We start from the raw sequence: 24538 nt of genomic DNA on the forward strand, positions 1-24538 counted from the left end.
TCGTTTTGGTCTGCGGATAAAAAAAGTCCGTTGCCGCCACCAACAACGCGCGAGCAACGGACTTCCGATATTACACGTCTTAAGCAGCGATCATTTTCCTTTGGAATTGATGATCGCTTCGGACACGTTGGACGGCGTCTCGGTGTAGTGCTTGAACTCCATCGTGTAGGTCGCGCGGCCTTGCGTGAGCGAACGCAGCGAAGTGGAGTAGCCGAACATCTCGGCCAGCGGCACCTCGGCGCGCACGATCTTGCCGCCGCCGCCCGCGATATCGTCCATGCCCTGCACGATGCCGCGACGGCTCGACAGATCGCCCATCACGTTGCCCATGAACTCCTCGGGCGTTTCCACTTCGACGGCCATGGTCGGTTCGAGCAGCACCGGCCGCGCGCGGCGCATCGCTTCCTTGAACGCGATGGAGCCTGCCATGCGGAAGGCGTTTTCGTTCGAATCGACATCGTGATAGGAACCGAAGGTCAGCGTTACTTTGGTGTCGACGACCGGATAGCCCGCCAGCACGCCTGCCTTGAGCGTTTCCTGAATGCCCTTGTCGACCGCCGGGATGTATTCGCGCGGAATCACGCCGCCCTTGATGGCATCGACGAATTCGTAGCCCTTGCCAGGGTCCGGTTCGAGCGTGATGACCGCATGGCCGTATTGGCCGCGCCCGCCCGACTGCTTGACGAACTTGCCTTCCACGTCCGTGACCTTGTTGCGCACCGTCTCGCGATACGCCACTTGCGGCTTGCCGACCGTCGCTTCGACGCCGAACTCGCGCTTCATCCGGTCGACGAGAATTTCAAGGTGCAGTTCGCCCATGCCGGAGATGATGGTCTGACCGGATTCCTCGTCGCTCGTGACGCGGAACGACGGATCTTCCTGCGCAAGCCGGTTCAGCGCGATACCCATCTTTTCCTGGTCGGCCTTCGTCTTCGGCTCGACGGCCTGCGAGATCACCGGTTCCGGGAAGATCATCCGTTCGAGGATGATGACGTGGTTCGGATCGCACAGCGTGTCGCCCGTGGTCGCTTCCTTGAGACCGACCGCCGCCGCGATGTCGCCCGCGCGCACTTCCTTGATTTCCTTGCGCTCGTTGGCGTGCATCTGCAGGATACGGCCAAGGCGTTCCTTCTTTTCCTTCACCGGGTTGTAGACCGTATCGCCGGAATTCACGACGCCCGAATACGTACGGAAGAAGATCAACTGGCCGACGAACGGGTCCGTCATGATCTTGAAGGCGAGGGCGGCGAACGGCTCGTCATCGCTCGGATGTCGTTCCGCTTCCTGGTCGTCTTCCGTGTGGCCAAGGATGGCGGGCACGTCCACCGGCGACGGCAGATAGTCGATCACCGCGTCGAGCATGGCCTGCACGCCTTTATTCTTGAACGCGCTGCCGCAAAGCATCGGCACGATTTCGTTGGCGATGGTGCGTTGTCTGAGCGCCGCCTTGATTTCTTCCTCGGTCAGGCTTTCGTGGTTCTCGAGGTACTTTTCGAGCAGTTCCTCGTTGGCTTCGGCGGCGGCCTCGACCATCTTGCCGTGCCATTCGTGCGCGAGTTCCTTGAGGTTGTCGGGAATCTCCGCATAGGTGAACTTGATGCCCTGGCTGTCGTCGTCCCAGAGAATGGCCTTCATCTTCACGAGATCGACCACGCCCTGAAAGTGATCTTCCGCGCCGATAGGAATTTGAATCGGCACGGCCACGCCCTTCAGACGCTCGCCGATTTGCCGCTGCACGCGGAAAAAATCCGCGCCGACGCGGTCCATCTTGTTGACGAACGCAATGCGCGGCACCTTGTACTTGTTCGCCTGACGCCACACGGTTTCAGACTGCGGCTGCACGCCGCCGACCGAGTCGTAGACCATGCACGCGCCATCGAGCACGCGCATCGAGCGTTCGACTTCGATGGTGAAGTCGACGTGTCCCGGCGTATCGATGATATTGATACGGTGTTCAGGATAATTGCCCGCCATGCCTTTCCAGAAGGCCGTGGTTGCAGCCGACGTGATCGTGATGCCGCGCTCCTGCTCCTGTTCCATCCAGTCCATCGTGGCCGCGCCGTCGTGCACCTCGCCGATCTTGTGCGTCACGCCGGTGTAGAAAAGAATGCGCTCGGTGGTGGTGGTCTTGCCGGCGTCGATGTGAGCGCTGATGCCGATATTTCGGTAGCGCTCGATGGGAGTCTTGCGGGGCACGTGAACCTCCTTTGGAGTAGTAAGCCCTGGCGGCATGCGCATATTCCGTGCACGCCGCCGCACGATTGCCGTCCGGGCTCGCAACGGCATCGCGATAATCTTTTCAGGATAGCGCGTTGGCAAGGTCTTTGCAGGAAACTCGTTGGAACGCTCCTGCGGCAATCGAAAAGGCTCGGAGACGGCCATATGCGGCCGGTATGGACGAAAAAAAGGCGCGTTCACGTGACGCGCCTCTTTATCTTTCCAGCGATTGCCGCGATTACTGTGCGGCCGGCAAGCCCGAAATCTTCGTTCCCGGCTTGATGCCTTTGGCCGTGAACCAGCCCTTGCTCATTTCGAGGGCATAAACGCCGTTGTTGCGCGGGCAATGGTTGTTCTCGGTTTCGGCTTGCATCTCGTCGATGTCGGTGACGGTGCCATCCGCGCGAATGAACGCGATCGACAGCGGGATCAGCGTGTTCTTCATCCAGAAGCAGTGGACCGCGTTTTCCTGAAACACGAAGAGCATGCCTTCGTTCGATGCAAGCTGCGTGCGATACATGAGGCCTTGCTCGCGATCGGCATCGTTGGCGGCGACAGCGGCATCGATCACGAACATGCCGGCGGTGAGTCTTGCGCGGGGGAAATCGGAAGGTTGCTTGGCACCGGGCGGCATGGTCTGCGCTTGTGCAAGCGGCATTGCCGCAAACGGCAACAACAACGCAATAGTTAATGCTCGCACGGCGGCAAGCGCGCGGCTCGCAATGCGCGAACGCCAATTTGAATGATTCGGACCGAATGAAGACTTCAAGGCATGAAACAACGGAATCACGACGATGCTCCTTATCAAGAATCGATGCGCCGAGAATCCGGCAGGCTCACGGCAAACTCGCGAATGTTACTCGAAGCGCGTGCCATGAGGCGAGTCGATAAAACAAAAGGGCAGATGCCGTGTTGGCCATCTGCCCTTCAACGCCGTAAAGACGGCGATATTGCTCGTTATTGATTTTGCAGGTAATGCAACATCGAACTTCGCTATACCGCCTCTTACAACGAACTTACTGAGCTGCCGAAGCGGCTTCCGGTGCCGAAGCGGCAGCCTTCTTGTGCGCGTGCTTCTTCGAGCTCTTGTGCGACTTGTGAGCCTTCTTTGCCGGTGCCGACGAAGCAGCAGCCGGAGCAGCAGCTTCCGGTGCCGATGCTTGTGCGAATGCAGCCGTTGCGAACAGGCCAGCGACGAGAGCAGCGATCAGTTTGTTCATTTGTGAATCCTCTAGCTTGAGTTGATTAACCAAACGACCCGGTCATGGAGTCATGTCGGTAAACGAGCCATCCACCTTTCGGTTGACAGTCGTATCGATGATTTGGTCTTCGATACAGCTGTGAGCGCTTTGACCTTTCAAATACCCTGGAGCACACAGCATATTCAATTGGTTTATCGCTCATGCCGGATAGCTTTGTTCGGCATCTGCGGTCCTTAACGCATCGCGTGAAGACTCGGTTGACGTCGTTTGAAAGAGATTTGCAAACGCGCGGCAAAAAGTTTCTCGGCGCTTTGCACGCGTGCTTACACGACACGCCATTTAAACGCACGACGTGACGCTTATCGTCGATAAAGCTTTAAGCGCGTCGCCACGGCGCACGCGCATTCACCTCGATGCATTCGCCCGGCGCGAGTCCGAGCGCGAAGATATCGAGTGCGCCGACAGCCACGCGCACGAGCCGCAACGTCGGATAGCCCACGGCTGCGGTCATGCGCCTGACCTGCCGGTTCTTGCCCTCGGTGATGGCGAGCTCGATCCACGTCGTGGGGATTGCCGCGCGATAGCGGATCGGCGGATTGCGCGGCCAGAGCGCGTCGCTATCTTCTTGGGCGACGAAGGCGCATTGGCACGGACGCGTCACGTAGTCGCCCAGATCGACGCCTTTCGCGAGATGCGCGAGCGCGGCATCGTCAGGGGCGCCTTCCACTTGCGCCCAATAACGCTTGACGAGCTTGTGACGCGGCTCCGCAATACGCGCCTGCAATGCGCCATCGTCGGTGAGTAAAAGCAGGCCTTCGCTGTCGGCGTCGAGCCGGCCCGCCGGGTACACGCCCGGCGTCTTTACCCAGTCGCCGAGCGAGGGACGCGTTTCGTGCGCGGAAAACTGGCAGATGGTGCCGAAGGGTTTATTGAGCGCGATGAGCGGCATCGGAGGAAGGCGCGGCGGAATTCGAAGCGGCATCTTAATGCATAATGAGCCGCCCCCAATCCTGACGCGAGCCGACGCAAGCGCGACGCCAGGCCTCGAACGGCGACCGGCTGTACTCGCGCGTGGTTAGAATGCTGTTCTGGCCATGCTCGCGGGCGCCGTCGACGTTCATGGTCCGCGAATCGTCCGCACTATCGCGCCAGCTTCCATTCGAGCCCGGCCTTCTTTGGAGTCGACCATGCCGTATCAGCACATCCAGGTTCCGGCGGACGGTGAAAAGATCACCGTCAACGCGGATTACTCGCTCAACGTCCCGGATCAGCCGATCATCCCGTATATCGAGGGTGACGGTACGGGCGTCGACATCACGCCGGTCATGATCAAAGTGGTCGATGCGGCGGTCGAGCGGGCCTACGGTGGCAAGCGCAAGATTCAATGGATGGAGATCTTCGCGGGCGAGAAGGCGACGCGCGTCTACGGCCCCGATGTCTGGCTGCCGGACGAAACGCTCGACGTGGTGAAGGAATACCTCGTGTCCATCAAGGGACCGCTCACGACGCCGGTGGGCGGCGGCATTCGCTCGCTCAACGTCGCGCTGCGCCAGCAGCTGGACCTCTACGTTTGTCTGCGGCCGGTGCGCTACTTCAAAGGCGTGCCTTCGCCCGTGCGCGAGCCGGAAAAGGTCGACATGGTGATCTTTCGCGAGAACTCGGAAGACATCTATGCGGGCGTTGAGTGGCCCGCCGAATCGCCGGAAGCGAAGAAGGTCATCCAATTTCTGCGCGAGGAAATGGGCGTGAAGAAAATCCGCTTTCCGGACTCGTCGGGGCTCGGCATCAAGCCGGTGTCGCGCGAGGGCACCGAGCGGCTCGTGCGCAAGGCAATTCAATACGCCATCGACAACGAGCGCCGCTCGGTTTCTCTCGTGCACAAGGGCAACATCATGAAGTTCACCGAGGGCGCGTTCCGCGATTACGGCTATGCGCTCGCGCAGAAGGAGTTCGGCGCGGAACTTATCGACGGCGGCCCTTGGATGAAGGTGAAAAATCCGAAGACGGGTGGCGATATCGTCGTCAAGGACGTGATCGCGGATGCGTTCCTTCAGCAGATTCTTTTGCGCCCCGCCGAATACGACGTGATCGCCACGCTGAACTTGAACGGCGATTACATTTCCGATGCGCTCGCAGCACAAGTTGGCGGGATCGGCATTGCGCCGGGCGCCAATATGTCGGACTCGGTTGCAATGTTCGAAGCCACTCACGGCACCGCGCCGAAGTACGCCGGCAAGGATTATGTGAATCCGGGATCGGAAATTTTGTCTGCCGAGATGATGCTGCGTCATCTCGGCTGGACCGAGGCGGCGGATCGAATCATCGATTCAATGGAACAATCCATTCTGTCCAAACGCGTTACTTACGACTTCGCGCGTCTCATGGAAGGCGCGACGCAAGTTTCATGTTCGGGTTTCGGCGAAGTAATGATCGAGAATATGTGACAGCGCGGCCGCAACGAATCACCGGCATTTGCATTAAAACCCCAAGGGCTTAAAGTCTTTGGGGTTTTGTCTTTGGTAAAACGCGTAGAAACAGGCAATAAAAAAACCCGGCCTGGGCCGGGTTTCAAAGGCTTTGCGCTTCTTACGGTCAGTCCGCGTCTCAGACAGTGTCCTGGATGTTGGAAGCCTGCTTGCCCTTCGGTCCCTGGACGATCTCGAAGGAGACCTTCTGGCCTTCCTTGAGCGTCTTGAAACCGTTCATTTGAATCGCCGAGAAATGTGCAAACAGATCCTCGCCGCCTTCATCGGGCGTGATGAATCCGTAACCTTTCGCGTCGTTAAACCATTTGACCGTACCAGTAGACATTCGTACATCCCCTCTAACTCTCGTCGCAACCAGAGCACGCTCGAAAAGCTCGTCGGCCACCCCACTTTGTGAACCGCGTCCTCCTCACTAGCTCACCTCGGCTCTTTTTCTATTTCCGGAGGCCCCCGGAAAAAAGTGCCAGTTTGATTGTTGAATCTCTTAAATCGGGTGTCAAGGAAATTTTGAGATGGCCGTTAAGCTCGTTGTGTATGTCGCATTCGTAGGGTAATTCCTGCATTGCGTGTGCGCAGCCGCCCAAGCAAGCCATCTTGAAAAGTCGCATAATCGTCTCACTTGTGTGGTAACCCGGCGGCCCCCGGCACCCGGCGTGCAGTTTGTTTTTTTTGAAGCTGTGCGATACTGGTTTCAACGAGGTGCAAGCGGGCCGCGCTGACGTGATAAGCAGCGGCAGGATTGAATGGACGTTCCATCTGCGAGCGTTGCAGCCAGCAGTAACATCGACCGGGTGACCGGCGCTGGTGCGACGATTGCGGTGGAATCGGTGTTGTTTAGAATGGGTGTATGGCGACAAATCCCAACAAGCAGGACGGCACGGTACTTGAGCGGCAGGAGCAGAAGCTCAAGCAGCCGGCGATGTACAAGGTAGTGCTGCTGAACGACGACTTCACGCCGATGGAATTCGTCGTGATGATCGTGCAGGAATACTTCAATAAGGATCGTGAGACTGCGACGCAGATCATGCTGAAGGTTCATCGCGAAGGCAGGGGAGTTTGTGGGGTCTACACGCGAGACATTGCGTCGACCAAAGTTGAGCAAGTCGTTAGCCATGCACGGCAGGCGGGTCATCCGCTGCAGTGCGTGATGGAGGAAGCATGATTGCCCAGGAACTGGAAGTCAGTCTGCACATGGCGTTTATGGAAGCACGTCAGGCGCGGCATGAGTTCATTACGGTCGAGCATCTCTTGCTCGCCCTTTTGGACAATCCGACCGCGGCTGAGGTGTTGCGTGCCTGCGCAGCCAACATTGAAGATTTGCGTCAGAACCTGCGCAATTTCATTCATGACAACACGCCGACCGTGCCCGGCACGGACGACGTCGATACTCAGCCGACGCTTGGTTTCCAGCGCGTGATTCAACGCGCGATCATGCATGTGCAATCGACCTCGAACGGCAAGAAGGAAGTGACCGGCGCGAATGTGCTCGTCGCGATCTTCGGCGAGAAGGATTCGCATGCGGTCTACTACCTGCAACAGCAGGGCGTGACGCGTCTCGATGTCGTGAATTTCATTTCGCACGGTATTGCCAAGAGCAGTAGCGGCGATGCAGCCAAGGCGAGCAGCGAGGCGAATCCGGAGTCGGAAGACGCCGCGGCGCAGAAAGAAACGCCGCTCGCACAATTCACGCAAAACCTCAACCAAAGCGCGAAGGACGGCAAGATCGATCCGCTGATCGGCCGCGAGTCCGAAGTCGAGCGCGTGGTGCAGGTGCTGTGCCGTCGCCGCAAGAACAATCCGCTGCTGGTCGGCGAAGCTGGCGTGGGTAAGACCGCGATTGCGGAAGGCCTCGCCTGGCGCATTACGCGCGGCGAAGTGCCGGACATTCTGGCCGACGCTCAGGTCTACTCGCTCGATATGGGCGCGTTGCTAGCGGGCACGAAGTATCGCGGCGATTTCGAGCAGCGTCTCAAGACGGTATTGAAGGAACTGAAAGAGCGTCCGCACGCCATTCTGTTCATCGACGAAATTCACACGCTGATCGGCGCTGGCGCGGCTTCGGGCGGTACGCTCGACGCGTCGAACCTGCTGAAGCCGGCGTTGTCGTCGGGACAGTTGAAGTGCATTGGCGCGACCACGTTCACCGAATATCGCGGCATCTTCGAGAAGGACGCGGCGCTTTCGCGGCGTTTCCAGAAGGTCGATGTCACCGAGCCTTCGGTCGAGCAGACAGTTGCGATTCTGCGCGGTTTGAAGTCGCGTTTCGAAGAGCACCACGGCGTGAAGTATTCGTCGGGCGCGCTGTCGGCGGCGGCTGAACTGTCGGCGCGCTTCATCACGGATCGTCATCTGCCGGACAAGGCGATCGACGTGATCGACGAAGCGGGCGCGGCCCAGCGCATTTTGCCGAAGTCGAAGCAGAAGAAGACTATTGGAAAGAGCGAGATCGAAGAGATCATCTCGAAGATCGCGCGCGTCCCGCCGCAAAGCGTGTCGCAGGACGATCGCAGCAAGCTTCAGACGCTCGATCGCGACCTGAAGGCGGTCGTGTTCGGTCAGGATCCGGCTATCGACGCGCTGTCGGCGTCGATCAAGATGGCGCGTGCGGGTCTTGGCAAGATGGACAAGCCGATCGGCGCGTTCCTGTTTTCCGGCCCGACCGGTGTCGGCAAGACCGAAGTCGCGAAACAACTGGCGTTCACGCTGGGCATCGAGTTGTTGCGCTTCGACATGTCGGAATACATGGAGCGTCACGCGGTGAGCCGGTTGATCGGCGCGCCGCCGGGCTATGTCGGCTTCGACCAGGGCGGTTTGCTGACCGAGGCCGTCACGAAGAAGCCGCATTGCGTGCTGCTGCTGGACGAAATCGAGAAGGCGCATCCGGACATCTACAACGTGCTGCTGCAGGTGATGGACCACGGCACCTTGACCGACAACAATGGCCGCAAGGCGGACTTCCGCAACGTCATCATCATCATGACGACGAACGCGGGCGCCGAGGCCATGGGCAAGGCGGTGATCGGTTTCACCGCGAAGCGCGAGTCGGGCGACGAAATGGCCGACATCAAGCGGATGTTTACGCCTGAGTTCCGGAACCGGCTGGATCAGATCATCAGCTTCCGTTCGCTGGACGAGGAAATCATCCTGCGCGTGGTCGACAAGTTCCTCATGCAACTGGAAGATCAGCTGCACGAGAAGAAGGTCGACGCGGTCTTTACCGACGCCCTGCGCAAGCATTTGGCGAAGCACGGTTTCGATCCGCTGATGGGCGCGCGACCGATGCAGCGTCTGATTCAGGACACCATTCGCCGCGCACTCGCCGACGAGTTGTTGTTCGGCAAGCTGCTCAACGGTGGTCGCGTGACGGTGGACGTCGATGCGGAAGACAAGGTGCAACTGACCTTCGACGAAAACACGGCTCCGCCGCGTAATCCGAATCCGGAAGCGATCGAGGTAGATTGAGTTTTTTGCGGTTGAAGACAAAAACGGCGCGGATTGCATCCGCGCCTTTTTTTTTACGCGTCTCGCCCAGATTCCTAGTGATTGAGCGAGATCGGGTTATCCATGTAGACATTCAGCTTCTGTCTGGTCCACGGTTCCGGGTTGCCTATGGTCGTGACGATGCCCGTCGTCGCGCCGCCGCCGAGCAACAAGGTGAAAATGCCACGCAGTGGAAAGTCGCCGTAGAGGGGGTTGGTGATATCGAACGGCTCGGAGCGCGTGAACATGTCCGCGACCGTGTTGCCCATGTATTGCGTGAACGCGTCCGGGAAAGGCAGCGCAAGCACGGTTGCATTGACGTGGCTTGCATCCGAGCCGATTGCCGGATCGCCGAGAATGCAGCTTCCGCCCGTGCCCCAGTGCTGTGAATCGAACGGGTCCGCGACCGGGTCGTCAATGGTCGGGATGTGGCTGGCCGGAATTTGCCACGGCATCACGGGCAACTTGAGCGCACGACTGACGGCCTTGCAAAAGTCGAAAAAGCGATCCCATTCGCGTGGGCCGTAGCAATAGCCATTTTCGTAGGCGCGCTGAGTGAAGTCGTCGGCTTCATACCGGTCGATAGCCAGAAAGTCGGGCTTGTACGGCTCGTCGTAGACGCCAAGGCTCTGGACATAGCTCGCGGTCTGCTGCGCCATTTGCGCGGGATCGACGTCAGCCTCGTAGATCCATTCCGAGTAGCCCACACCCCAAAGGTTGATCTGCCAGCCGAAAGTCACCTTGGGCGCGATGGTGCGCGTCAGCCAGTTCACGGCCAGCACATAGCCTTTGATGTCCTCCGTGACGTTTGCGGGAATCGTGGCGGTGACCTGCCAGTGATCGAGCGCGGTCTGCAGCGGCGCGCGTACCGGCATCGCGTAAGTTGGAGCATATTTACCCTGCTCGCATGAGCCGAGGAAGTCAGGATTCACGATGAATCCCGCCGGCACCGGATGCGCGCTGTCGATCGCCTCGTTCGCGATATTGAGCGCCAGAATGTAGTTCGCGAAGCTGTGTGCGTGAGCGTCCGCGTTCGCCAACTGGTCCGGCGTGTCGCCGAGCGACAGGTTGCAGGTGTAGGACACCATTACGGGCAGCACCGGCTGCACATTGCCCAGGTCGTCCTCGACTGAACGGGCAAGCGAGATCGTCGCGCGGGTCTGAGGGTCGTCCGTCAGATACGTGCTGGCGTCGCCAGCGCCGTCCGTTCCGGCATAACAGAAGATCGAAGTTGCGCGCGCGGCGACGAAATCCGCTTCATTGCTCGGCACGAGATCGGTACAGCCGCCGAACGACAGATAGTTCGGAAAGCCGGGCACGGTGAGATTGGCGGAGGTCGTAATGCTCACATCGAGATGCGCGCTCTCGTCGGTCGTCACGTTGAGCGAGGACGGTGCCTCGACGACATAGACCACGCCCGCGAGAAGGAAATCGCCCGCCGTCGTGCTATAGCTGCCTGGCTGTATCGGAACGGCGAATGCCGTCTGTTGCGACTTGGCGGATACGTTCTGCACATAGGTCATGGAACCGCCCGTCAGACGCAATTCGATCGCATGATCGACCGCATCCTGAGCCGTGATATTGATCGGCAGCTCGACATAGCCCGTGGTGGGGACGTTCGAGGTGGTCATCATCGAATCACTGATCGTCAAAGTTTGCAGTGCATTCGTCAGCGTGACGAGCGGCACCGAGAACGAGTATTCGACATTATTGAGCGCGACGTTTTGAATCGAGACTTGTGCGCTGCCCGAGGGTGGCAGCTTGCGTAGCGAAACGACGCTGTTCGTCCGGGTGTCGAATAATGCGAGCGTCGCGCCGGTCTCGATGTCGTTCACCGTCACATGAAGCGTTTCGGTCGAAAGGCCGGTAAGCGCGCCAAACGAGAGATCGAGCGAACAGTAATATTCGACCGGACCAAAGCTCGCTTTAAGCGACGAGGTTTGACCCGCCACGATCTTGACGGTCGACTGGTCCACGAGCAACGGAGCGAGGACCGTCTCATCGCCCGTGACAACAGGGTTGGCTATCACGCTATACGTGCCTTGTTCCAGTTCGGACGTACACGTCTGGTCATAGCAAAGGACGACGGTGACGGCCGCGTCCCCCTGAGTCAGCGTGAGTGTGGGAAGCACACCGGACAGAGCGGGATCGGGCGCGGCCGGACACGTGATTGACAGGGTTCCTTCGATATCGGGCGACTGGTCCGCCGCGAAGGTGAACGAATTGAGCCACGTGTCGGGGCTGGCTACCAGATTCCCATTGATGCCGATGGTGATCTGATCCGCCGGCTGCATCGTGTAGGACGTGGTGTAGTCGATCGTCACGGTGGCGTCGAAAGTGCCGTCGCCCAGCTGCGAAACGTCGGCGGTAATGTCTCCGATCACGTACACGGCATACGCTGGCGTGATTGCCGTAGCGTCGATATTGGCTGGGGAGTGAAAGTTGAACGCAAGATAGTTGTCGACCGTGACCGCGCTGTCGTCTTCATAGCGCAGGTTGGAGACGATGATCGTGCCGTACCATTCATTGGCGCCCGCACCGACGACTGCATCATATTTGATCTGCATGTTCTTGCTCCATCCGTTATTTCGGCTGGAATCATTATCAATTCGATATACGAAATAATAACGAGCCGATTTGTGAACTTACTTTATTTAAGTATGTACAACGAACTAATTGCAATGTGTCTTGTTTGGCTCCTAGAACAATCAAGATATTGAGAATCTCGATAGCCGCTGCCAGCTTATCGAGGCGTGGTGCCGAACACCTTTAAATCAGTTCGACACCCGATTTATAGGTGGCGGAAATAAATGCCAGAATGGGAGAAATCCGAGATTTGCGCACCGTATCGGGGCGCGCCGGTGATGGCGCTCGAATAGAAAACGACTGATCGGGCCGTTGCAGCCCGACCTATGCGGCTTAGTGCTTGCCCGTGCTACCGAAACCACCCGTGCCACGCGCGCTGGCATCGAAATCGTCGACGATATTGAACTGTGCCTGCACCACCGGCACGATCACCAATTGCGCAAGACGCTCCATCGGATTCAACGTAAATGCAGTGTCCCCGCGATTCCACGTCGATATCATCAGTTGCCCTTGATAATCCGAATCGATCAGACCGACCAGATTGCCAAGCACGATGCCATGCTTATGACCGAGTCCTGATCGCGGCAGAATTAGCGCCGCATAACCGGGGTCCGCGAGATGAATGGCGAGGCCAGTGGGCACGAGCACGGTTTGATGCGGCTCGATGACCATCGGCTCGTCCAGACACGCGCGCAGGTCGAGGCCCGCGCTGCCAGGCGTGGCATACGCGGGCAGGAAATCGCGCATGCGCGCATCGAGAATCTTGACGTCGAGTTTCATACGTTCTTTTGAGCGTGGCGGCCGAGTTCGAATGCCTCGGCGAGAAGTTGATAGGACCGCGTGCGCGCAGCATAGCTGCCGGCGACTGTAAGGACGATGAGTTCATCGGCGTCGAATTGCTCTTGCAGCGCATGCAGCTTTTCCGTCACGCGCTCTGGCGTGCCGATGATACTGCGCGCTTTCTCATGCGCGATCACTGCGAGCTCGCGTTCGCCGTAGACCTGCGAGATGCCCTGCGCAATCGACGGAATAGGCTGATTCAAACCATAAGCCATTTGCACGCGCCGCAGATCCACCGCGCGTTCGAGCGCATCGGCTTCCTTGTCGGTATCGGCGCAAATCACGAAAACGGCTGCGGCGAGATAAGGCTTCTCCTCGTGGCCGGCCGTGAAACGCTCACGATAAGCCTCCGCCACGCGATGCCCATACTGCGCGTTGATGAAGTGCGCAAACGCAAAGCGAATGCCGAGTTGCGCGGCGAGCAAGCCGCCGAAATCACTGGAGCCGAGCATCCACAGTTGCGGACGCGTTTCGATCTGCGGCTGAAGCAGCACGCCTTTCGCGAGTGAATCGTCGGGCAGTTCGCCTTTGAAAAGCGCGACGAGTTCGGCCACTTGTTGCGGGAAAATGTCGCCGCGATTGTATGAACCCGCGGCCACCGCCTGCGCCGTGCGCATGTCGCCGCCCGGCGCGCGCCCGACACCCAAGTCCACGCGATTCGGAAACAGCGCTTCGAGCATCAGGAACTGTTCGGCCACCTTGAACGAACTGTAGTAGGGCAGCATGACACCGCCCGAGCCAATGCGGATACGCTTCGTGAGACTTCCGATACGCGCGAGCATCACTTCCGGACACGGGTTCGACACACCGTACAAACCGTGATGCTCCGCGCACCAGTAGCGCGTGTAGCCGAGGTCGTCCGCGAGTTGAGCGAGATCGAGCGTGGCCGCGATGGCATCCGCGGTCGAGTGACCGTGGATCACAGGCGTCTGGTCTAAAACCGAGAGCTTTGTCATGGGCTTAGGAGAGGATCGAGCCGCCGCCGCGTGGCGCGCGTTTCGCTATTTCGCCGATCAGCGTACGAGCAAGCGTCGCTTTGTCGGCGCGCGGCAAGGGTGTCGCGCCGGATGCTTCGAAGAGCACGACTTCGTTGTCGTCGCGGCCGAACGTGAGCGGACCGAGATTGCCGATCAGAAGCGGCACGTTTTTGCGCTTGCGCTTCTCTTCGCCGTGAACGTCAAGATCGCCGCTTTCCGCCGCGAAGCCGACGCAATAGGGCGGGTTCGGCTGCTTGGCCACCAACGCAAGAATGTCCGGATTCTCGACGAACTCGAATGATGGCAACGGCTGACCCGCGACCTTCTTGATCTTGTGCTCGCTGACATGATCCACACGCCAGTCCGCGACCGCCGCCACCGCGATGAAAATGTCCGCATCGGGCGTGGCCTGCATGACGGCGTCATGCATCTGCATGGCCGTCTGCACGTCTTGCCGAAACACGCCCCAGGGCGTTGGCAGCGAAACGGGCCCCGCCACCAGATGCACGTCCGCGCCGGCTTGCGCCGCCGCACGCGCGAGCGCGAAGCCCATCTTTCCTGATGAACGGTTCGTGACGCCGCGCACGGGATCGAGCGGCTCGAAAGTCGGGCCGGCCGTGATGAGGACGCGCTGGCCGCGCAGAATCTTCGGCTGGAAGAAGGCGCAGATGGCTTCGAACGTGGCTTCGGGTTCGAGCATGCGTCCGTCGCCGACCTCGCCGCACGCTTGCGAGCCCGAATCCGGTCCTAGCACCTCGATGCCATCCCCGCGAATGTGCGCGACGTTGCGCTGCGTGGCCGGGTTTTGCCACATCTGCTTGTTCATGGCGGGCACGACGAGCAGCGGACAATCGCGTGCAATGCACAAGGTCGAGAGCAGGTCGTCGCACATGCCGTGCGCGAGTTTCGCGAGAAAGTCGGTGGATGCGGGCGCGATGACGATGGCATCCGCCTCGCGCGAAAGATCGATATGCGGCATGTTGTTCGGCATGCGCGCGTCCCATTGCGAGGTGTAGACGGGACGGCCCGACAACGCCTGCATGGTGACTGGCGTGATGAACTGCGTGGCCGCTTCCGTCATCACGATTTGCACGGTCGCGCCCGCCTTGATCAAGAGGCGCGTGAGTTCCGCGATCTTGTAGCAGGCGATACCGCCGGTGAGGCCAAGCACCAAATGCTTACCCGTGAGTTCGCTAGTCAACTTGCCTCCATCGATGCGAGACGCGCGGCTCTCTGTAAAGCCGCGCCGGAAACATCAGCGCGAACCGCGCACGCGCCGCAGTTCGTCGAACACGAGCAGGACCGCGCCGACCGTAATCGCGCTGTCGGCAAGGTTGAACGCGGGCCAGTGCCACGCGCGCACGTGAAAGTCCAGAAAGTCGATCACGTGACCATAAGCGATACGATCGATCACGTTGCCGATCGCGCCGCCCATGATGAGCGCGAGCGCCGTGCAGAAGAGCCGTTGCGCGGCGTGCTTCTTGAGCAGATAGCCAATCACGACAGCAGCCACCACGCCCAGCGCCGTGAACGCCCAGCGCTGCCAGCCGCCCGCCGCCGCGAGAAAGCTGAACGCGGCGCCGCGGTTATAGACGAGGAACAGGTTGAAGAAGGGCGTGAGCGCGTGCGGTTCGCCGTAAGCGAAAATCTTCTGCACCGCGATCTTGGTCAACTGATCGAACAGAATGACGATCAGCGCGACGCCGAGCCACGGCGCAAGCGAGCCACTACCGGAAGTTTGTTTCGACATCGTTCGAACCATTATGCCGCGCCCCGCGTTTCGCCAGCGCCGAAAAGGTTGGAGAAGCAGCGGCCGCACAGTCCCGGATGATCCGCGTGCGAGCCGACATCCGCGCAGTAGTGCCAGCAGCGCTCGCACTTGAGATAGCTCGATGCGCTCACGTCCACGCCTTCTTCCGCTTCGCTCGCCACGCGCTCGAGCGCCGCCGATGACGTGATCAGCACGAAGCGCAACGCATCGCCGAGACTGGCGAGCGCGTCATAACGCGCGCCGCTTGCGCGCACGAGCACCTCGGCTTGCAGCGACGAGCCGATCAGATTGGCCGTCCGCGCTTCTTCCAGCGCCTTCGTCACGTCGCCGCGCGCGTTGCGGATGAGCGTCCACGTATCGAGCAATTCGCCCGCGTTCGCCACTTCCGGATACGCGTGATAGACCTCGGTGAAGATGGTTTCCTGACCGGGCTTGAGCACCTTGTACGCCTCTTCCGCCGTGAACGACAAATACGGCGCGATGAGCCGCAGCAAGCCATGCGCGATGTGATAAAGCGCCGTCTGCGCGCTGCGGCGCTCGCGTGAATCGGGCTTCGTCGTGTAAAGACGATCCTTCAGCACGTCGAGATAGAAGCCGCCCAGGTCTTCCGAGCAGAACGTGGCGATCTTGGCGACGACCGGGTGGAACTCATATTTTTCGTAATGCGCGAGCGCGTCGTCCTGCAGATTGCGCGACAGCGCGATCGCGTAACGATCGATTTCGAGCCAGTCTTCGACCGGCAACGCGTTCTTCTCGAAGTCGAAGTCGGACAGATTGGCGAGCAAGAAGCGCAGCGTGTTGCGGATACGCCGATACGTCTCCGTCACGCGCTTCAGGATTTCCTCGGAGATCGCGAGCTCGCCGGAATAGTCCGTCGATGCGATCCACAAGCGAATGATTTCCGCGCCCAGACGGTTCGCCACCTCGTGCGGATCGACGCCATTGCCGAGCGACTTCGACATCTTGCGGCCTTCGCCATCGACCGTGAAGCCGTGCGTGAGAAGCGCGTCGTAGGGCGGGCGGCCGTCGAGCATGGATGCCGTCAACAGCGACGAATGGAACCAGCCGCGATGCTGGTCCGAACCTTCGAGATACAGGTCCGCCGGGAATTGCAGCGAGTCTTTGTGCGAGCCGCGCAGTACGTGCCAATGCGTGGTGCCGGAGTCGAACCAGACGTCGAGCGTGTCGCGGTTCTTTTCGTACATGTTGGCGTCGTCGCCGATCAGCGCGCGCGGGTCCAGCGCCTGCCACGTTTCTATCCCGCCTTGCTCGACGCGCTTCGCGACTTCCTCGAGCAATTCGAGCGTGCGCGGATGCAGTTCGCCCGTTTCCTTGTGCACGAAAAACGCCATGGGCACGCCCCACTGACGCTGACGCGAAAGCGTCCAGTCCGGGCGATTCGCGATCATGCTGTAAAGGCGCTGCTTGCCCCACGACGGATAGAACGCCGTGTTCTCGACGCCTTCCAGCGCGGTCTCGCGCAGCGTCTTGCCGCCGTCCTTCGGCGTCACGTCCATGCCTGCGAACCATTGCGAGGTCGCGCGATAGATGATCGGCGTCTTGTGGCGCCAGCAATGCATGTAGCTGTGCGTGTACTTCTCGGTCTTGAGCAGCGAGCCTGCGCCTTCGAGCGCCTCGATGATCCGCGGATTCGCGTCCCAGATCGACAGTCCGCCGAAAAGCGGCAGCGATTCGATATAGCGGCCGTCGCCCATGACGGGGCTGACGATGTCGGAGTCCGACATGCCGTGCGCCTTGCACGACACGAAGTCTTCCACGCCGTACGCTGGCGACGAGTGCACGACGCCCGTGCCGCTTTCTGTCGTCACGTACTCACCGAGATACACGGGCGCCGTGCGCTTGTAGCCCGGATGCGCCGCCGCGAGCGGATGATGAAACCGCAGGTTCGCGAGCTTCGCACCGGTCGTCGTGGCGATGACTTCGCCCGGCAAGCCGTAGTTCTGCAGGCATGCCTCGACGCGCTCTTGCGCGAGGATGAGGAGGCCGCGCGGGGTATCGACGAGTGCGTAGACGATCTCCGGATGCACGTTCAGCGCCTGATTGGCGGGAATGGTCCAGGGCGTGGTCGTCCAGATGACGATGCCGCCTTCAGCCTTCGGCAACGCGGGCAAACCAAACGCCTGCGCGGTCTTTTCGGGTTCGGCGAACGCGAACAGCACGTCGATGGTCGGATCGGTCTTGTCCTTGTATTCGACTTCCGCTTCGGCCAGCGCCGAGCCGCAGTCGAAACACCAGTTCACGGGCTTGAGGCCCCGGAACACGTAGCCCTTTTCCATGATCTTGCCGAGCGCGCGGATTTCACCGGCTTCGTTCGCGAAGTTCATGGTCTTGTACGGATTGTCCCAGTCGCCGAGCACGCCAAGACGCCGGAAACCGACCTTCTGTTTCTCGATCTGCTCGCTCGCATAAGCGCGCGCCTTCTGCATGACTTCCGTGGCCGGCAGCGACTTGCCGAACTGCTTTTCGATCTGGATTTCGATCGGCATGCCGTGGCAATCCCAGCCCGGCACGTAGACCGCGTCGAAGCCCGCGAGATTGCGCGCCTTGACGATCATGTCCTTCAGAATTTTGTTGACCGCGTGACCCAGATGGATGTCGCCGTTCGCATACGGCGGGCCGTCGTGCAGGATGAACTTCTTGCGGCCCTTGCTGGCGGCGCGAATCTTCTCGTAGATTTTTTTGTCCTGCCATTCCTTCACCCACGCAGGTTCGCGCTTGGGCAAATCGCCGCGCATGGGGAACGGGGTGTCGAGCAGGTTGACGGGATATTTCGCAGCAGCTTTTTGTTTCTTGTCGCTCATGTGTGACTCGGTGAATTCGGTGAGACGGCGTCGCCGACGCGCGCAGTGATTCGATGACGGGGCAGCGGGCGGCGCAAGGGCGCCGCGCGCTCACCTAATTCGGTCGGTGGCCGAAATGGCGAAGCCCGTCGCGCCGCTGCCCGCCGCGCTTGCCGGCGGCAGGCCGAAGTAGGCGCGCGCGCTGGCGACGTCCTTAGCGATGGCAACGGAAAGCGTTTCCAGGTCGACGTACTTTTCTTCGTCGCGCAGCTTCTTCAGGAATTCGACGCGCACGAGCTTGCCGTAGGCGTCGCCGTGCCAGTCGAGCACGAAGACTTCGAGCAGCACGCGGCCGGAGTCGTCGACGGTCGGGCGCAGGCCGAGACTCGCGACGGCGGGCAAGGGTTCATCGGCAAGCCCATGCACGCGCACGACGAAGATGCCGGCGAGAGCGGGCCGCTTGTGCGCAATCGGCACGTTGAGCGTGGGAAAGCCGAGATCGCGGCCAAGCTTCGCGCCATGCACGACGTGGCCGCTGATGACGTACGGACGGCCAAGCGCGAGTTGCGCGGCGTCGAGGTCGCCCGCGACGAGCGACGAGCGCACCGACGACGACGAAATGCGCGCGCCGTTCGGATGCGCGACGGTTGCCATCTGCTCGACTTCGAAGCCGTGTTTTTCCCCGGCTGCCTTGAGCGATTCGAAGTCGCCCGCGCGTTTGGCGCCGTAGCGGAAGTCGTCGCCGATCATGACCCAGCGCGCGTGCAGCCCGTTCACGATGATGTCTTCGACAAACTTGTCGGGCGGCTGGCTCGCGAACGTGTGATTGAAATGCTCGACCACCACGCGATCCACGCCATTCGTGCGCAGCGCTTCGAGCTTGTCGCGCAACATGGCGATACGCGGCGGCGCGCCCGCCGGATTGAAGAATTCGCGCGGGTGAGGCTCGAAGGTCATGACGCAGACCGGCAGCCCGCGTGCGTCCGCGGCGGCGCGCACGCGCGCGAGCAACGCCTGATGACCGCGATGGACACCGTCGAAGTTGCCGATGGTCAGCGCACAAGGCGACCGGCTTTCGGCATTGGGGAGGCCGCGAAAGACTCTCACGATAGACGTTGGTGGGTGGGCAGGGCTTGCGCCGCAAAGCGTTAGATTATAAACGCTCGCACGCATCGACGGGCGCGCGCGGCCGGATGCTGCGCGCTCGTCAATCGGATTGGCACGATTTTCGCCGTCGCCGAATGATAAAATCCGCGAATGAAAAATATCGTCATTCTGATCTCCGGACGCGGGAGCAACATGGAGGCCGTCGTGCGTGCTTGCGCGCGCGAAGGCTGGCCGGCTCGCGTTCGCGCGGTCGTTTCAAACCGGCCGGATGCCGCCGGGCTTGGCTTCGCGGCCGAGAACGGCATTCAAGGCGTGGTGGTGGATCATCGCGAATTCGACTCGCGTGAAGCGTTCGATGGCGCGCTCGCGCGGGAAATCGATCGCTTCGAACCGGATTGCGTGGTGCTCGCGGGCTTCATGCGGGTTTTGACAAATGCCTTCGTCGAACGCTATTCGGGGCGCATGCTCAATGTGCACCCGTCGCTCTTGCCGAGTTTCGCGGGCTTGCGCACGCATCAGCAAGCGCTCGATGCCGGCGTGCGCGTGCACGGCGCCAGCGTGCATTTCGTGACGCCCGAGCTGGATCATGGTCCGATCGTCGCGCAAGCCGCGGTGCCGGTCTTGCCCGGCGACGACGCCGCCACGCTCGCCGAGCGCGTGCTGGCCGTCGAACATGAGATTTACCCACGCGCGGTGCGCTGGTTCGTGGAAGGGCGTCTTGCCATCGAGGGAAAGCGCGTCGCGCTTCGTTCCTCTGAGCCACAGTGGCTCTTTGCCGACATTGCCGGGGAGGGCGCATGAGGCTGCATGGATTTTTGATTGGTCAAACTGAAACGCTATTGGCGGATGTACTCCGCTTTTCAGGTCCCGCCGATGCCGCGACCAGCCGTTTCTTCCGCGCGCATCCGAAGCTCGGTCACAGCGAGCGCGGCGTGATCGCGGAGGCGGTGTTCGCCGTGCTGCGCCGGAAAATGGAGTTTTCGCATCTGGCCGAAAGCGGCAGCGGCAACCAGGCGCGGCGTCTCGCGCTTCTCGGGCTGATGCAGACTGCCGGTCTCACCGCGCTCAAGCCGCACGTCTCGGCCGACGAATACCAATGGCTCGCGCAGGTATCGAAGATCGATCCCGCGAGCTTGCCGGTGCGCATACGCACGAACTTGCCGCAGTGGATTTACGAGGCCATGGCCAAGCGTTTCGACGCCGAGGAACTCGCCAAACTCGCGGCCGCGCTGAACTATCCGGCGCCGCTCGATCTGCGCACGAATCCGATCAAGGCGAGCCGCGATGTCGTTTTGAAAGCGCTGAGCGAGGCCGGCATCGACGCGGGCGAAATGCCGTTCGCGCCTTTCGGCGTCCGCGTGGACGGCAAGCCCGCGCTCACGCGCCTCGCGCCGTTCCAGGAAGGCTGGATCGAAGTGCAGGACGAGGGCAGCCAGTTGCTGTGCTCGCTGATGGCGCCGCGCCGTGGCGAGATGATCGTCGACTTCTGCGCGGGCGCGGGCGGCAAGACGCTGGCGCTCGGCGCAATGATGCGCTCGACCGGCCGTCTCTACGCGTTCGACGTCTCCGACCGGCGTCTCGCCAAACTCAAGCCGCGTCTTGCGCGCAGCGGGTTGTCGAACGTGAATCCGGTGCTGATCGACAGCGAACACGACGCGAAGATCAAGCGCCTCGCGGGCAAGATCGACCGCGTTCTCGTCGATGCTCCCTGCTCCGGCTTGGGCACGTTGCGTCGCAATCCCGACCTGAAGTGGCGGCAATCGCCCGCGACGGTTGCGGAACTCACGCCCAAGCAGCTCTCGATTCTCACGAGCGCGGCGCGCCTCGTCAAACCCGGCGGGCGTCTCGTCTACGCGACGTGCAGCATGCTCGAAGCCGAAAACGAAGGCGTGGTGAAGCAGTTCCTGGAAGCGCATCCGAACTTCCGTGTCGTGCCCGCGCGCGATGTGCTGGCGGAACAGCGCATCGACCTCGACACGGGCGAGTTCTTGTCCTTGTGGCCGCACAAGCACGGTACCGACGGCTTCTTCGCCGCCGTGCTGGAACGCGTGCCCGACGCAAAATCGCCAAAGGCTTCCGCGGCGGAAGACGAAGCGCCTTCCGAAAGCTGATGCCGAACCGCATCCTGACGCATCTTTCCGAACGCCTGTTTCGCGACTTCGGCGAACCGGAGGTGCTGTGGCAGGTTGCGGTTCTGATCGGCCTGCTGGTCGTCGCGTGGTGGTGTGCGCGGCTGTTGCGTAAGCGGCTGGATGCGCGCCGCCAGTCGCGCTTCGAGGCGGTGCGCTTCGGCGCGGAGAGCCTGAACAAAGCGCTCTTTCCGCTGCTCGGCACGGTGTTCGTGACGGCCGCGCAACTGTTGCTCGCGCCGTTCATTCACACCGCGTTCCTGCGGCTGGCGCTGGTGCCGTTGTTGGGCATCACCGTCATCTATCTGATGTTCTACGTCGCGCGCCGCGTGTTCAGTCGCGACGGCACCGAGCACGAGGCGGGCGCGCTCCTCTTTCTGTTCGAAAAGCTCGTGACGACCATTGTCTGGGTCGTGATGCTGCTCACCGTAATGGGCATACAGGACGACGTCGTGCGCTGGATGGCGAGCGTGCGCTTCAATTTCGCCAACGCGCACATGACGTTGCTGTCGCTTGCATCGGGCGTGTTGTGGGTCTGCGTGACGCTGATCGTGGCGATGTGGGCCGGCGCGCTGCTCGACGACCGGCTGATGCGCTCCCGCTCACTCGACGCCAATCTCAAGGTCGTGCTTGGCCGCGTTGCGCGGGCACTGATGATCCTCGCGGCCATATTGGTGAGTCTGTCTATCGTCGGCATCGACATTACGGTGCTCGGCGTGTTCGGCGGCGCGCTCGGCGTGGGGCTGGGTTTCGGCTTGCAGAAGATCGCGAGCAACTATGTCTCGGGCTTCATCATTCTGCTCGACCGGTCGCTGCGGCTTGGCGACATGATCAATGTGAGCAACTATCAGGGCACGGTCACGCAGATTCGCACGCGCTATACCGTCGTGCGCGGACTCGACGGCATCGAAACGTTGATTCCGAACGAAAAACTCATCACCGACGTGGTACAGAACCATTCGTCGTTCCTGACGCGCGGCAACGCGAAGATTGCCGTGCAGGTGAGTTATCGCTCCGACGTGGAACGCGCGATGCTTATACTCGTGGAAGCCACGAACGATGTCGACCGCGTGCTGCAAGACCCTGCGCCCGCCGCATTGCTCGCCAGCTTTGGCGCTGACGGAATCAACCTGGAACTGAGTTTCTGGATCGAAGATGCCGCGAAGGGCACGGGCGGCGTCAAGTCGCAGGTAAATCGTCGTGTTTGGCGGTTATTCTGTGACAACGGCATTGAAATCCCCTACGCGCAACGCGAGATAAGGATTGTTGGCGACGCGCGCAATGCACCAGTCGATACGGTAGGAAATGCCGAAAGGCGCGGCGATGACGCTGCAGCGCCGGCCGGAGCCCGGGTTTGATGCTTGATCCGTTGATCTGGATCGAAAACAGGCATTAAATCGGCGCGTGAGTTTTTGCGCGTTTTGTTACCATACAAGAAATTCTACCTTTACGACAAAGACTTGGAACGCATGCAGTAGAATGCGATCGAACTTGCGCGCGTTTCTTTCATGTGCCCAACACGGTGTTCAGCGTTATTTGCACCGGCCATTTTTTCCGAATTTAACAGCTAGATAGGTAAATTGCCTTGCTGAATTCTTCTCTCGAATTTCTCGCCAACGGATTGCTCGACTTTTCTTGGTGGCAGATCATTTTGTTCACGCTCGCGATGACGCACGTCACCATCGCTGGCGTCACAATCTATCTGCATCGCTGCCAGGCGCATCGTGCGCTCGACCTGCATCCGATCGCGAGTCACTTTTTCCGTTTCTGGCTCTGGTCGACCACCGGCATGCTGACCGGCCAATGGGCGGCGATCCACCGCAAGCATCACGCGAAGTGCGAAACCGAAGAAGATCCGCACAGCCCGCAAACGCGCGGCATCTGGAAGGTGCTGCTCGAAGGCGCCGAGCTTTATCGCGTCGAAGCTAAAAACGAAGAGACCATGCGCAAGTTCAGTCACGGCACGCCGAACGACTGGCTCGAACGCAATCTCTACACGCGTTATCCGATCCTCGGCATAAGCATCATGATGGTTATCGACGTCGCGCTGTTCGGCATCGTCGGTCTGTCGGTCTGGGCCGTGCAGATGATCTGGATTCCGTTCTGGGCAGCTGGCGTGGTCAACGGTCTTGCGCACTGGTGGGGTTATCGCAACTTCAATTCGGCCGATGCCAGCACGAACATTTTCCCGCTCGGTATCCTGATCGGCGGGGAAGAGCTGCATAACAATCACCACACGTATGCCACGTCGGCGAAGCTGTCGAATAAGTGGTACGAATTCGATATCGGCTGGCTCTATATCCGCATGTTGTCGGCTGTGGGTCTCGCCAAGGTGAAGAAGGTCGCGCCCACACCGCGTCTGGCGGACAGCAAGTCTGTGCTCGACAACGACACGCTGCAAGCCGTGCTCGCGAACCGCTACGAAGTGATGGCGCGCTACGGCAAGGCGCTCAAGCGCGCATACGCACAGGAACTGTCGAAGCTGAAGGAAGCCGGTGCGCGTGAGAAGTATCAGTTGATGCGCGGTGCGCGCAAGTGGGTCCATAAGGAAGAAGACGGTCTCGACGAGCCGCAGCGCAAGCAATTGCCGGAACTGTTCTCGGACAACCAGAAGCTGCGCACGTATATCGAAATGCGCAAGGACCTGTCGGCAATGTGGGACCGCTCCAATGCGTCGCGCGAGCAACTGCTGGTGCAATTGCAGGACTGGTGCCACCGTGCAGAAGAGAGCGGCATCAAGGCTCTGCAAGACTTCGCGATGCGCCTGCGACGCTACGCCTGATATCGCGATATCCGTTAAAATTTGATGACGTCACAAGACCCCGCTCTGGCGGGGTCTTTGTTTTTGGGCGGCGGATTTCGCGTTTTGTCGCGGCGCTGGGTTTGCAGCGTGGCCGGGCAGCGCATCGATACGAGTCAGCGCCGGCACGACACTCGCGCGG

At 60.6% G+C, this 24538-nt stretch carries 19 protein-coding genes; 7 read left to right on the forward strand and 12 right to left on the reverse strand.

Going from position 1 to position 24538, the window contains the following annotated elements; translation table 11 throughout:
* Positions 1 to 90: 90 nt before the first annotated feature.
* The 4 genes from fusA to NCR40_RS02560 form a co-directional block, all read right to left on the reverse strand.
* Entirely contained in the window at positions 91 to 2196 is a 2106-nt protein-coding gene (fusA, locus tag NCR40_RS02545; protein ID WP_250463444.1) for an elongation factor G, read from the reverse strand.
* A gap of 259 nt (positions 2197 to 2455) precedes the next feature.
* Positions 2456 to 2998, reverse strand: coding sequence for a DUF192 domain-containing protein (locus NCR40_RS02550; RefSeq protein WP_370652125.1), 543 nt, complete (start codon positions 2996 to 2998; stop codon positions 2456 to 2458).
* Positions 2999 to 3233: 235 nt separating this feature from the next.
* Positions 3234 to 3437, reverse strand: a complete 204-nt coding sequence (locus tag NCR40_RS02555; protein WP_244827208.1) for a hypothetical protein — start codon at positions 3435 to 3437, stop codon at positions 3234 to 3236.
* A 358-nt stretch (positions 3438 to 3795) separates the two neighbouring features.
* Positions 3796 to 4368 (reverse strand): pseudouridine synthase, encoded by a 573-nt coding sequence (locus tag NCR40_RS02560; RefSeq protein WP_244827971.1) that lies wholly within the window; start codon positions 4366 to 4368, stop codon positions 3796 to 3798.
* A 238-nt stretch (positions 4369 to 4606) separates the two neighbouring features.
* On the opposite strand from NCR40_RS02560, the gene icd reads away from it, so the two are divergent.
* Positions 4607 to 5863, forward strand: a complete 1257-nt coding sequence (gene icd / locus NCR40_RS02565) for an NADP-dependent isocitrate dehydrogenase (RefSeq protein WP_244827209.1) — start codon at positions 4607 to 4609, stop codon at positions 5861 to 5863.
* Positions 5864 to 6023: 160 nt separating this feature from the next.
* Here icd and NCR40_RS02570 read toward each other — a convergent pair whose 3' ends face one another.
* Positions 6024 to 6230 (reverse strand): cold-shock protein, encoded by a 207-nt coding sequence (locus NCR40_RS02570; RefSeq protein WP_244827210.1) that lies wholly within the window; start codon positions 6228 to 6230, stop codon positions 6024 to 6026.
* A 522-nt stretch (positions 6231 to 6752) separates the two neighbouring features.
* On the opposite strand from NCR40_RS02570, the gene clpS reads away from it, so the two are divergent.
* Both clpS and clpA read left to right on the forward strand, forming a co-directional pair.
* Positions 6753 to 7067, forward strand: coding sequence for an ATP-dependent Clp protease adapter ClpS (gene clpS, locus NCR40_RS02575; protein ID WP_244827211.1), 315 nt, complete (start codon positions 6753 to 6755; stop codon positions 7065 to 7067).
* Positions 7064 to 9367, forward strand: a complete 2304-nt coding sequence (gene clpA / locus NCR40_RS02580; RefSeq protein ID WP_244827212.1) for an ATP-dependent Clp protease ATP-binding subunit ClpA — start codon at positions 7064 to 7066, stop codon at positions 9365 to 9367. Before clpS ends, clpA begins: the two co-directional genes overlap by 4 nt.
* 74 nt (positions 9368 to 9441) lie before the next feature.
* Here the strand turns inward: clpA and NCR40_RS02585 are convergent, their stop codons facing one another.
* From NCR40_RS02585 to NCR40_RS02615, 7 genes are all read right to left on the reverse strand, one after another.
* The gene (locus NCR40_RS02585; RefSeq protein WP_250508643.1) at positions 9442 to 11952 is read right to left on the reverse strand and encodes a hypothetical protein; all 2511 of its coding nucleotides are present in this window, start codon (positions 11950 to 11952) and stop codon (positions 9442 to 9444) included.
* A gap of 352 nt (positions 11953 to 12304) precedes the next feature.
* Positions 12305 to 12751 carry a dUTP diphosphatase gene (dut, locus tag NCR40_RS02590; protein ID WP_250508644.1) on the reverse strand — a complete coding sequence of 149 codons (447 nt, stop codon included), beginning with the start codon at positions 12749 to 12751 and terminating at the stop codon, positions 12305 to 12307.
* Positions 12748 to 13767, reverse strand: coding sequence for an LLM class flavin-dependent oxidoreductase (locus NCR40_RS02595; protein WP_244827215.1), 1020 nt, complete (start codon positions 13765 to 13767; stop codon positions 12748 to 12750). Before NCR40_RS02595 ends, dut begins: the two co-directional genes overlap by 4 nt.
* Before the next feature lie 4 nt (positions 13768 to 13771).
* Complete coding sequence (gene coaBC / locus NCR40_RS02600) at positions 13772 to 14989, reverse strand: bifunctional phosphopantothenoylcysteine decarboxylase/phosphopantothenate--cysteine ligase CoaBC (protein WP_250508645.1); 1218 nt, start codon at positions 14987 to 14989, stop codon at positions 13772 to 13774.
* A 54-nt stretch (positions 14990 to 15043) separates the two neighbouring features.
* Entirely contained in the window at positions 15044 to 15550 is a 507-nt protein-coding gene (gene lspA, locus NCR40_RS02605) for a signal peptidase II (protein WP_244827217.1), read from the reverse strand.
* Positions 15550 to 18381, reverse strand: coding sequence for an isoleucine--tRNA ligase (gene ileS, locus NCR40_RS02610; protein WP_250508646.1), 2832 nt, complete (start codon positions 18379 to 18381; stop codon positions 15550 to 15552). The genes lspA and ileS overlap by 1 nt, the downstream gene beginning before the upstream one ends.
* Positions 18382 to 18471: 90 nt before the next feature.
* Positions 18472 to 19467 carry a bifunctional riboflavin kinase/FAD synthetase gene (locus NCR40_RS02615; protein WP_244827219.1) on the reverse strand — a complete coding sequence of 332 codons (996 nt, stop codon included), beginning with the start codon at positions 19465 to 19467 and terminating at the stop codon, positions 18472 to 18474.
* A gap of 150 nt (positions 19468 to 19617) precedes the next feature.
* Here NCR40_RS02615 and purN point away from each other — a divergent pair, with 150 nt between their 5' ends.
* The 4 genes from purN to NCR40_RS02635 all read left to right on the forward strand — a co-directional run bounded on the left by purN (position 19618) and on the right by NCR40_RS02635 (position 24378).
* Positions 19618 to 20268 (forward strand): phosphoribosylglycinamide formyltransferase, encoded by a 651-nt coding sequence (gene purN / locus NCR40_RS02620; RefSeq protein WP_250491894.1) that lies wholly within the window; start codon positions 19618 to 19620, stop codon positions 20266 to 20268.
* A complete protein-coding gene (locus tag NCR40_RS02625) occupies positions 20265 to 21578 on the forward strand; it encodes an RsmB/NOP family class I SAM-dependent RNA methyltransferase (protein WP_244827221.1) in 1314 nt (437 codons plus the stop codon). The genes purN and NCR40_RS02625 overlap by 4 nt, the downstream gene beginning before the upstream one ends.
* Positions 21578 to 22954 carry a mechanosensitive ion channel family protein gene (locus tag NCR40_RS02630; protein WP_250508647.1) on the forward strand — a complete coding sequence of 459 codons (1377 nt, stop codon included), beginning with the start codon at positions 21578 to 21580 and terminating at the stop codon, positions 22952 to 22954. The genes NCR40_RS02625 and NCR40_RS02630 overlap by 1 nt, the downstream gene beginning before the upstream one ends.
* A gap of 227 nt (positions 22955 to 23181) precedes the next feature.
* Positions 23182 to 24378: a DesA family fatty acid desaturase gene (locus NCR40_RS02635; RefSeq protein WP_244827223.1), complete on the forward strand. Its 1197-nt coding sequence runs from the start codon at positions 23182 to 23184 to the stop codon at positions 24376 to 24378.
* Positions 24379 to 24538 lie beyond the last annotated feature (160 nt).

Origin of the sequence: Caballeronia sp. GACF4 (genome assembly GCF_023631025.1) — a bacterium.
Lineage (GTDB): Bacteria > Pseudomonadota > Gammaproteobacteria > Burkholderiales > Burkholderiaceae > Caballeronia.

Bases quoted from the DNA above. Each gene is read 5' to 3' on its own strand.
- NCR40_RS02555 (WP_244827208.1), bottom strand. From the start codon at position 3,437: ATGAACAAACTGATCGCTGCTCTCGTCGCTGGCCTGTTCGCAACGGCT.
- NCR40_RS02560 (WP_244827971.1), bottom strand. From the start codon at position 4,368: ATGCCGCTCATCGCGCTCAATAAACCCTTCGGCACCATCTGCCAGTTT.
- icd (WP_244827209.1), top strand. From the start codon at position 4,607: ATGCCGTATCAGCACATCCAGGTTCCGGCGGACGGTGAAAAGATCACC.
- NCR40_RS02570 (WP_244827210.1), bottom strand. From the start codon at position 6,230: ATGTCTACTGGTACGGTCAAATGGTTTAACGACGCGAAAGGTTACGGA.
- clpS (WP_244827211.1), top strand. From the start codon at position 6,753: ATGGCGACAAATCCCAACAAGCAGGACGGCACGGTACTTGAGCGGCAG.
- clpA (WP_244827212.1), top strand. From the start codon at position 7,064: ATGATTGCCCAGGAACTGGAAGTCAGTCTGCACATGGCGTTTATGGAA.
- NCR40_RS02585 (WP_250508643.1), bottom strand. From the start codon at position 11,952: ATGCAGATCAAATATGATGCAGTCGTCGGTGCGGGCGCCAATGAATGG.
- dut (WP_250508644.1), bottom strand. From the start codon at position 12,751: ATGAAACTCGACGTCAAGATTCTCGATGCGCGCATGCGCGATTTCCTG.
- NCR40_RS02595 (WP_244827215.1), bottom strand. From the start codon at position 13,767: ATGACAAAGCTCTCGGTTTTAGACCAGACGCCTGTGATCCACGGTCAC.
- lspA (WP_244827217.1), bottom strand. From the start codon at position 15,550: ATGGTTCGAACGATGTCGAAACAAACTTCCGGTAGTGGCTCGCTTGCG.
- ileS (WP_250508646.1), bottom strand. From the start codon at position 18,381: ATGAGCGACAAGAAACAAAAAGCTGCTGCGAAATATCCCGTCAACCTG.
- purN (WP_250491894.1), top strand. From the start codon at position 19,618: ATGAAAAATATCGTCATTCTGATCTCCGGACGCGGGAGCAACATGGAG.
- NCR40_RS02625 (WP_244827221.1), top strand. From the start codon at position 20,265: ATGAGGCTGCATGGATTTTTGATTGGTCAAACTGAAACGCTATTGGCG.
- NCR40_RS02630 (WP_250508647.1), top strand. From the start codon at position 21,578: ATGCCGAACCGCATCCTGACGCATCTTTCCGAACGCCTGTTTCGCGAC.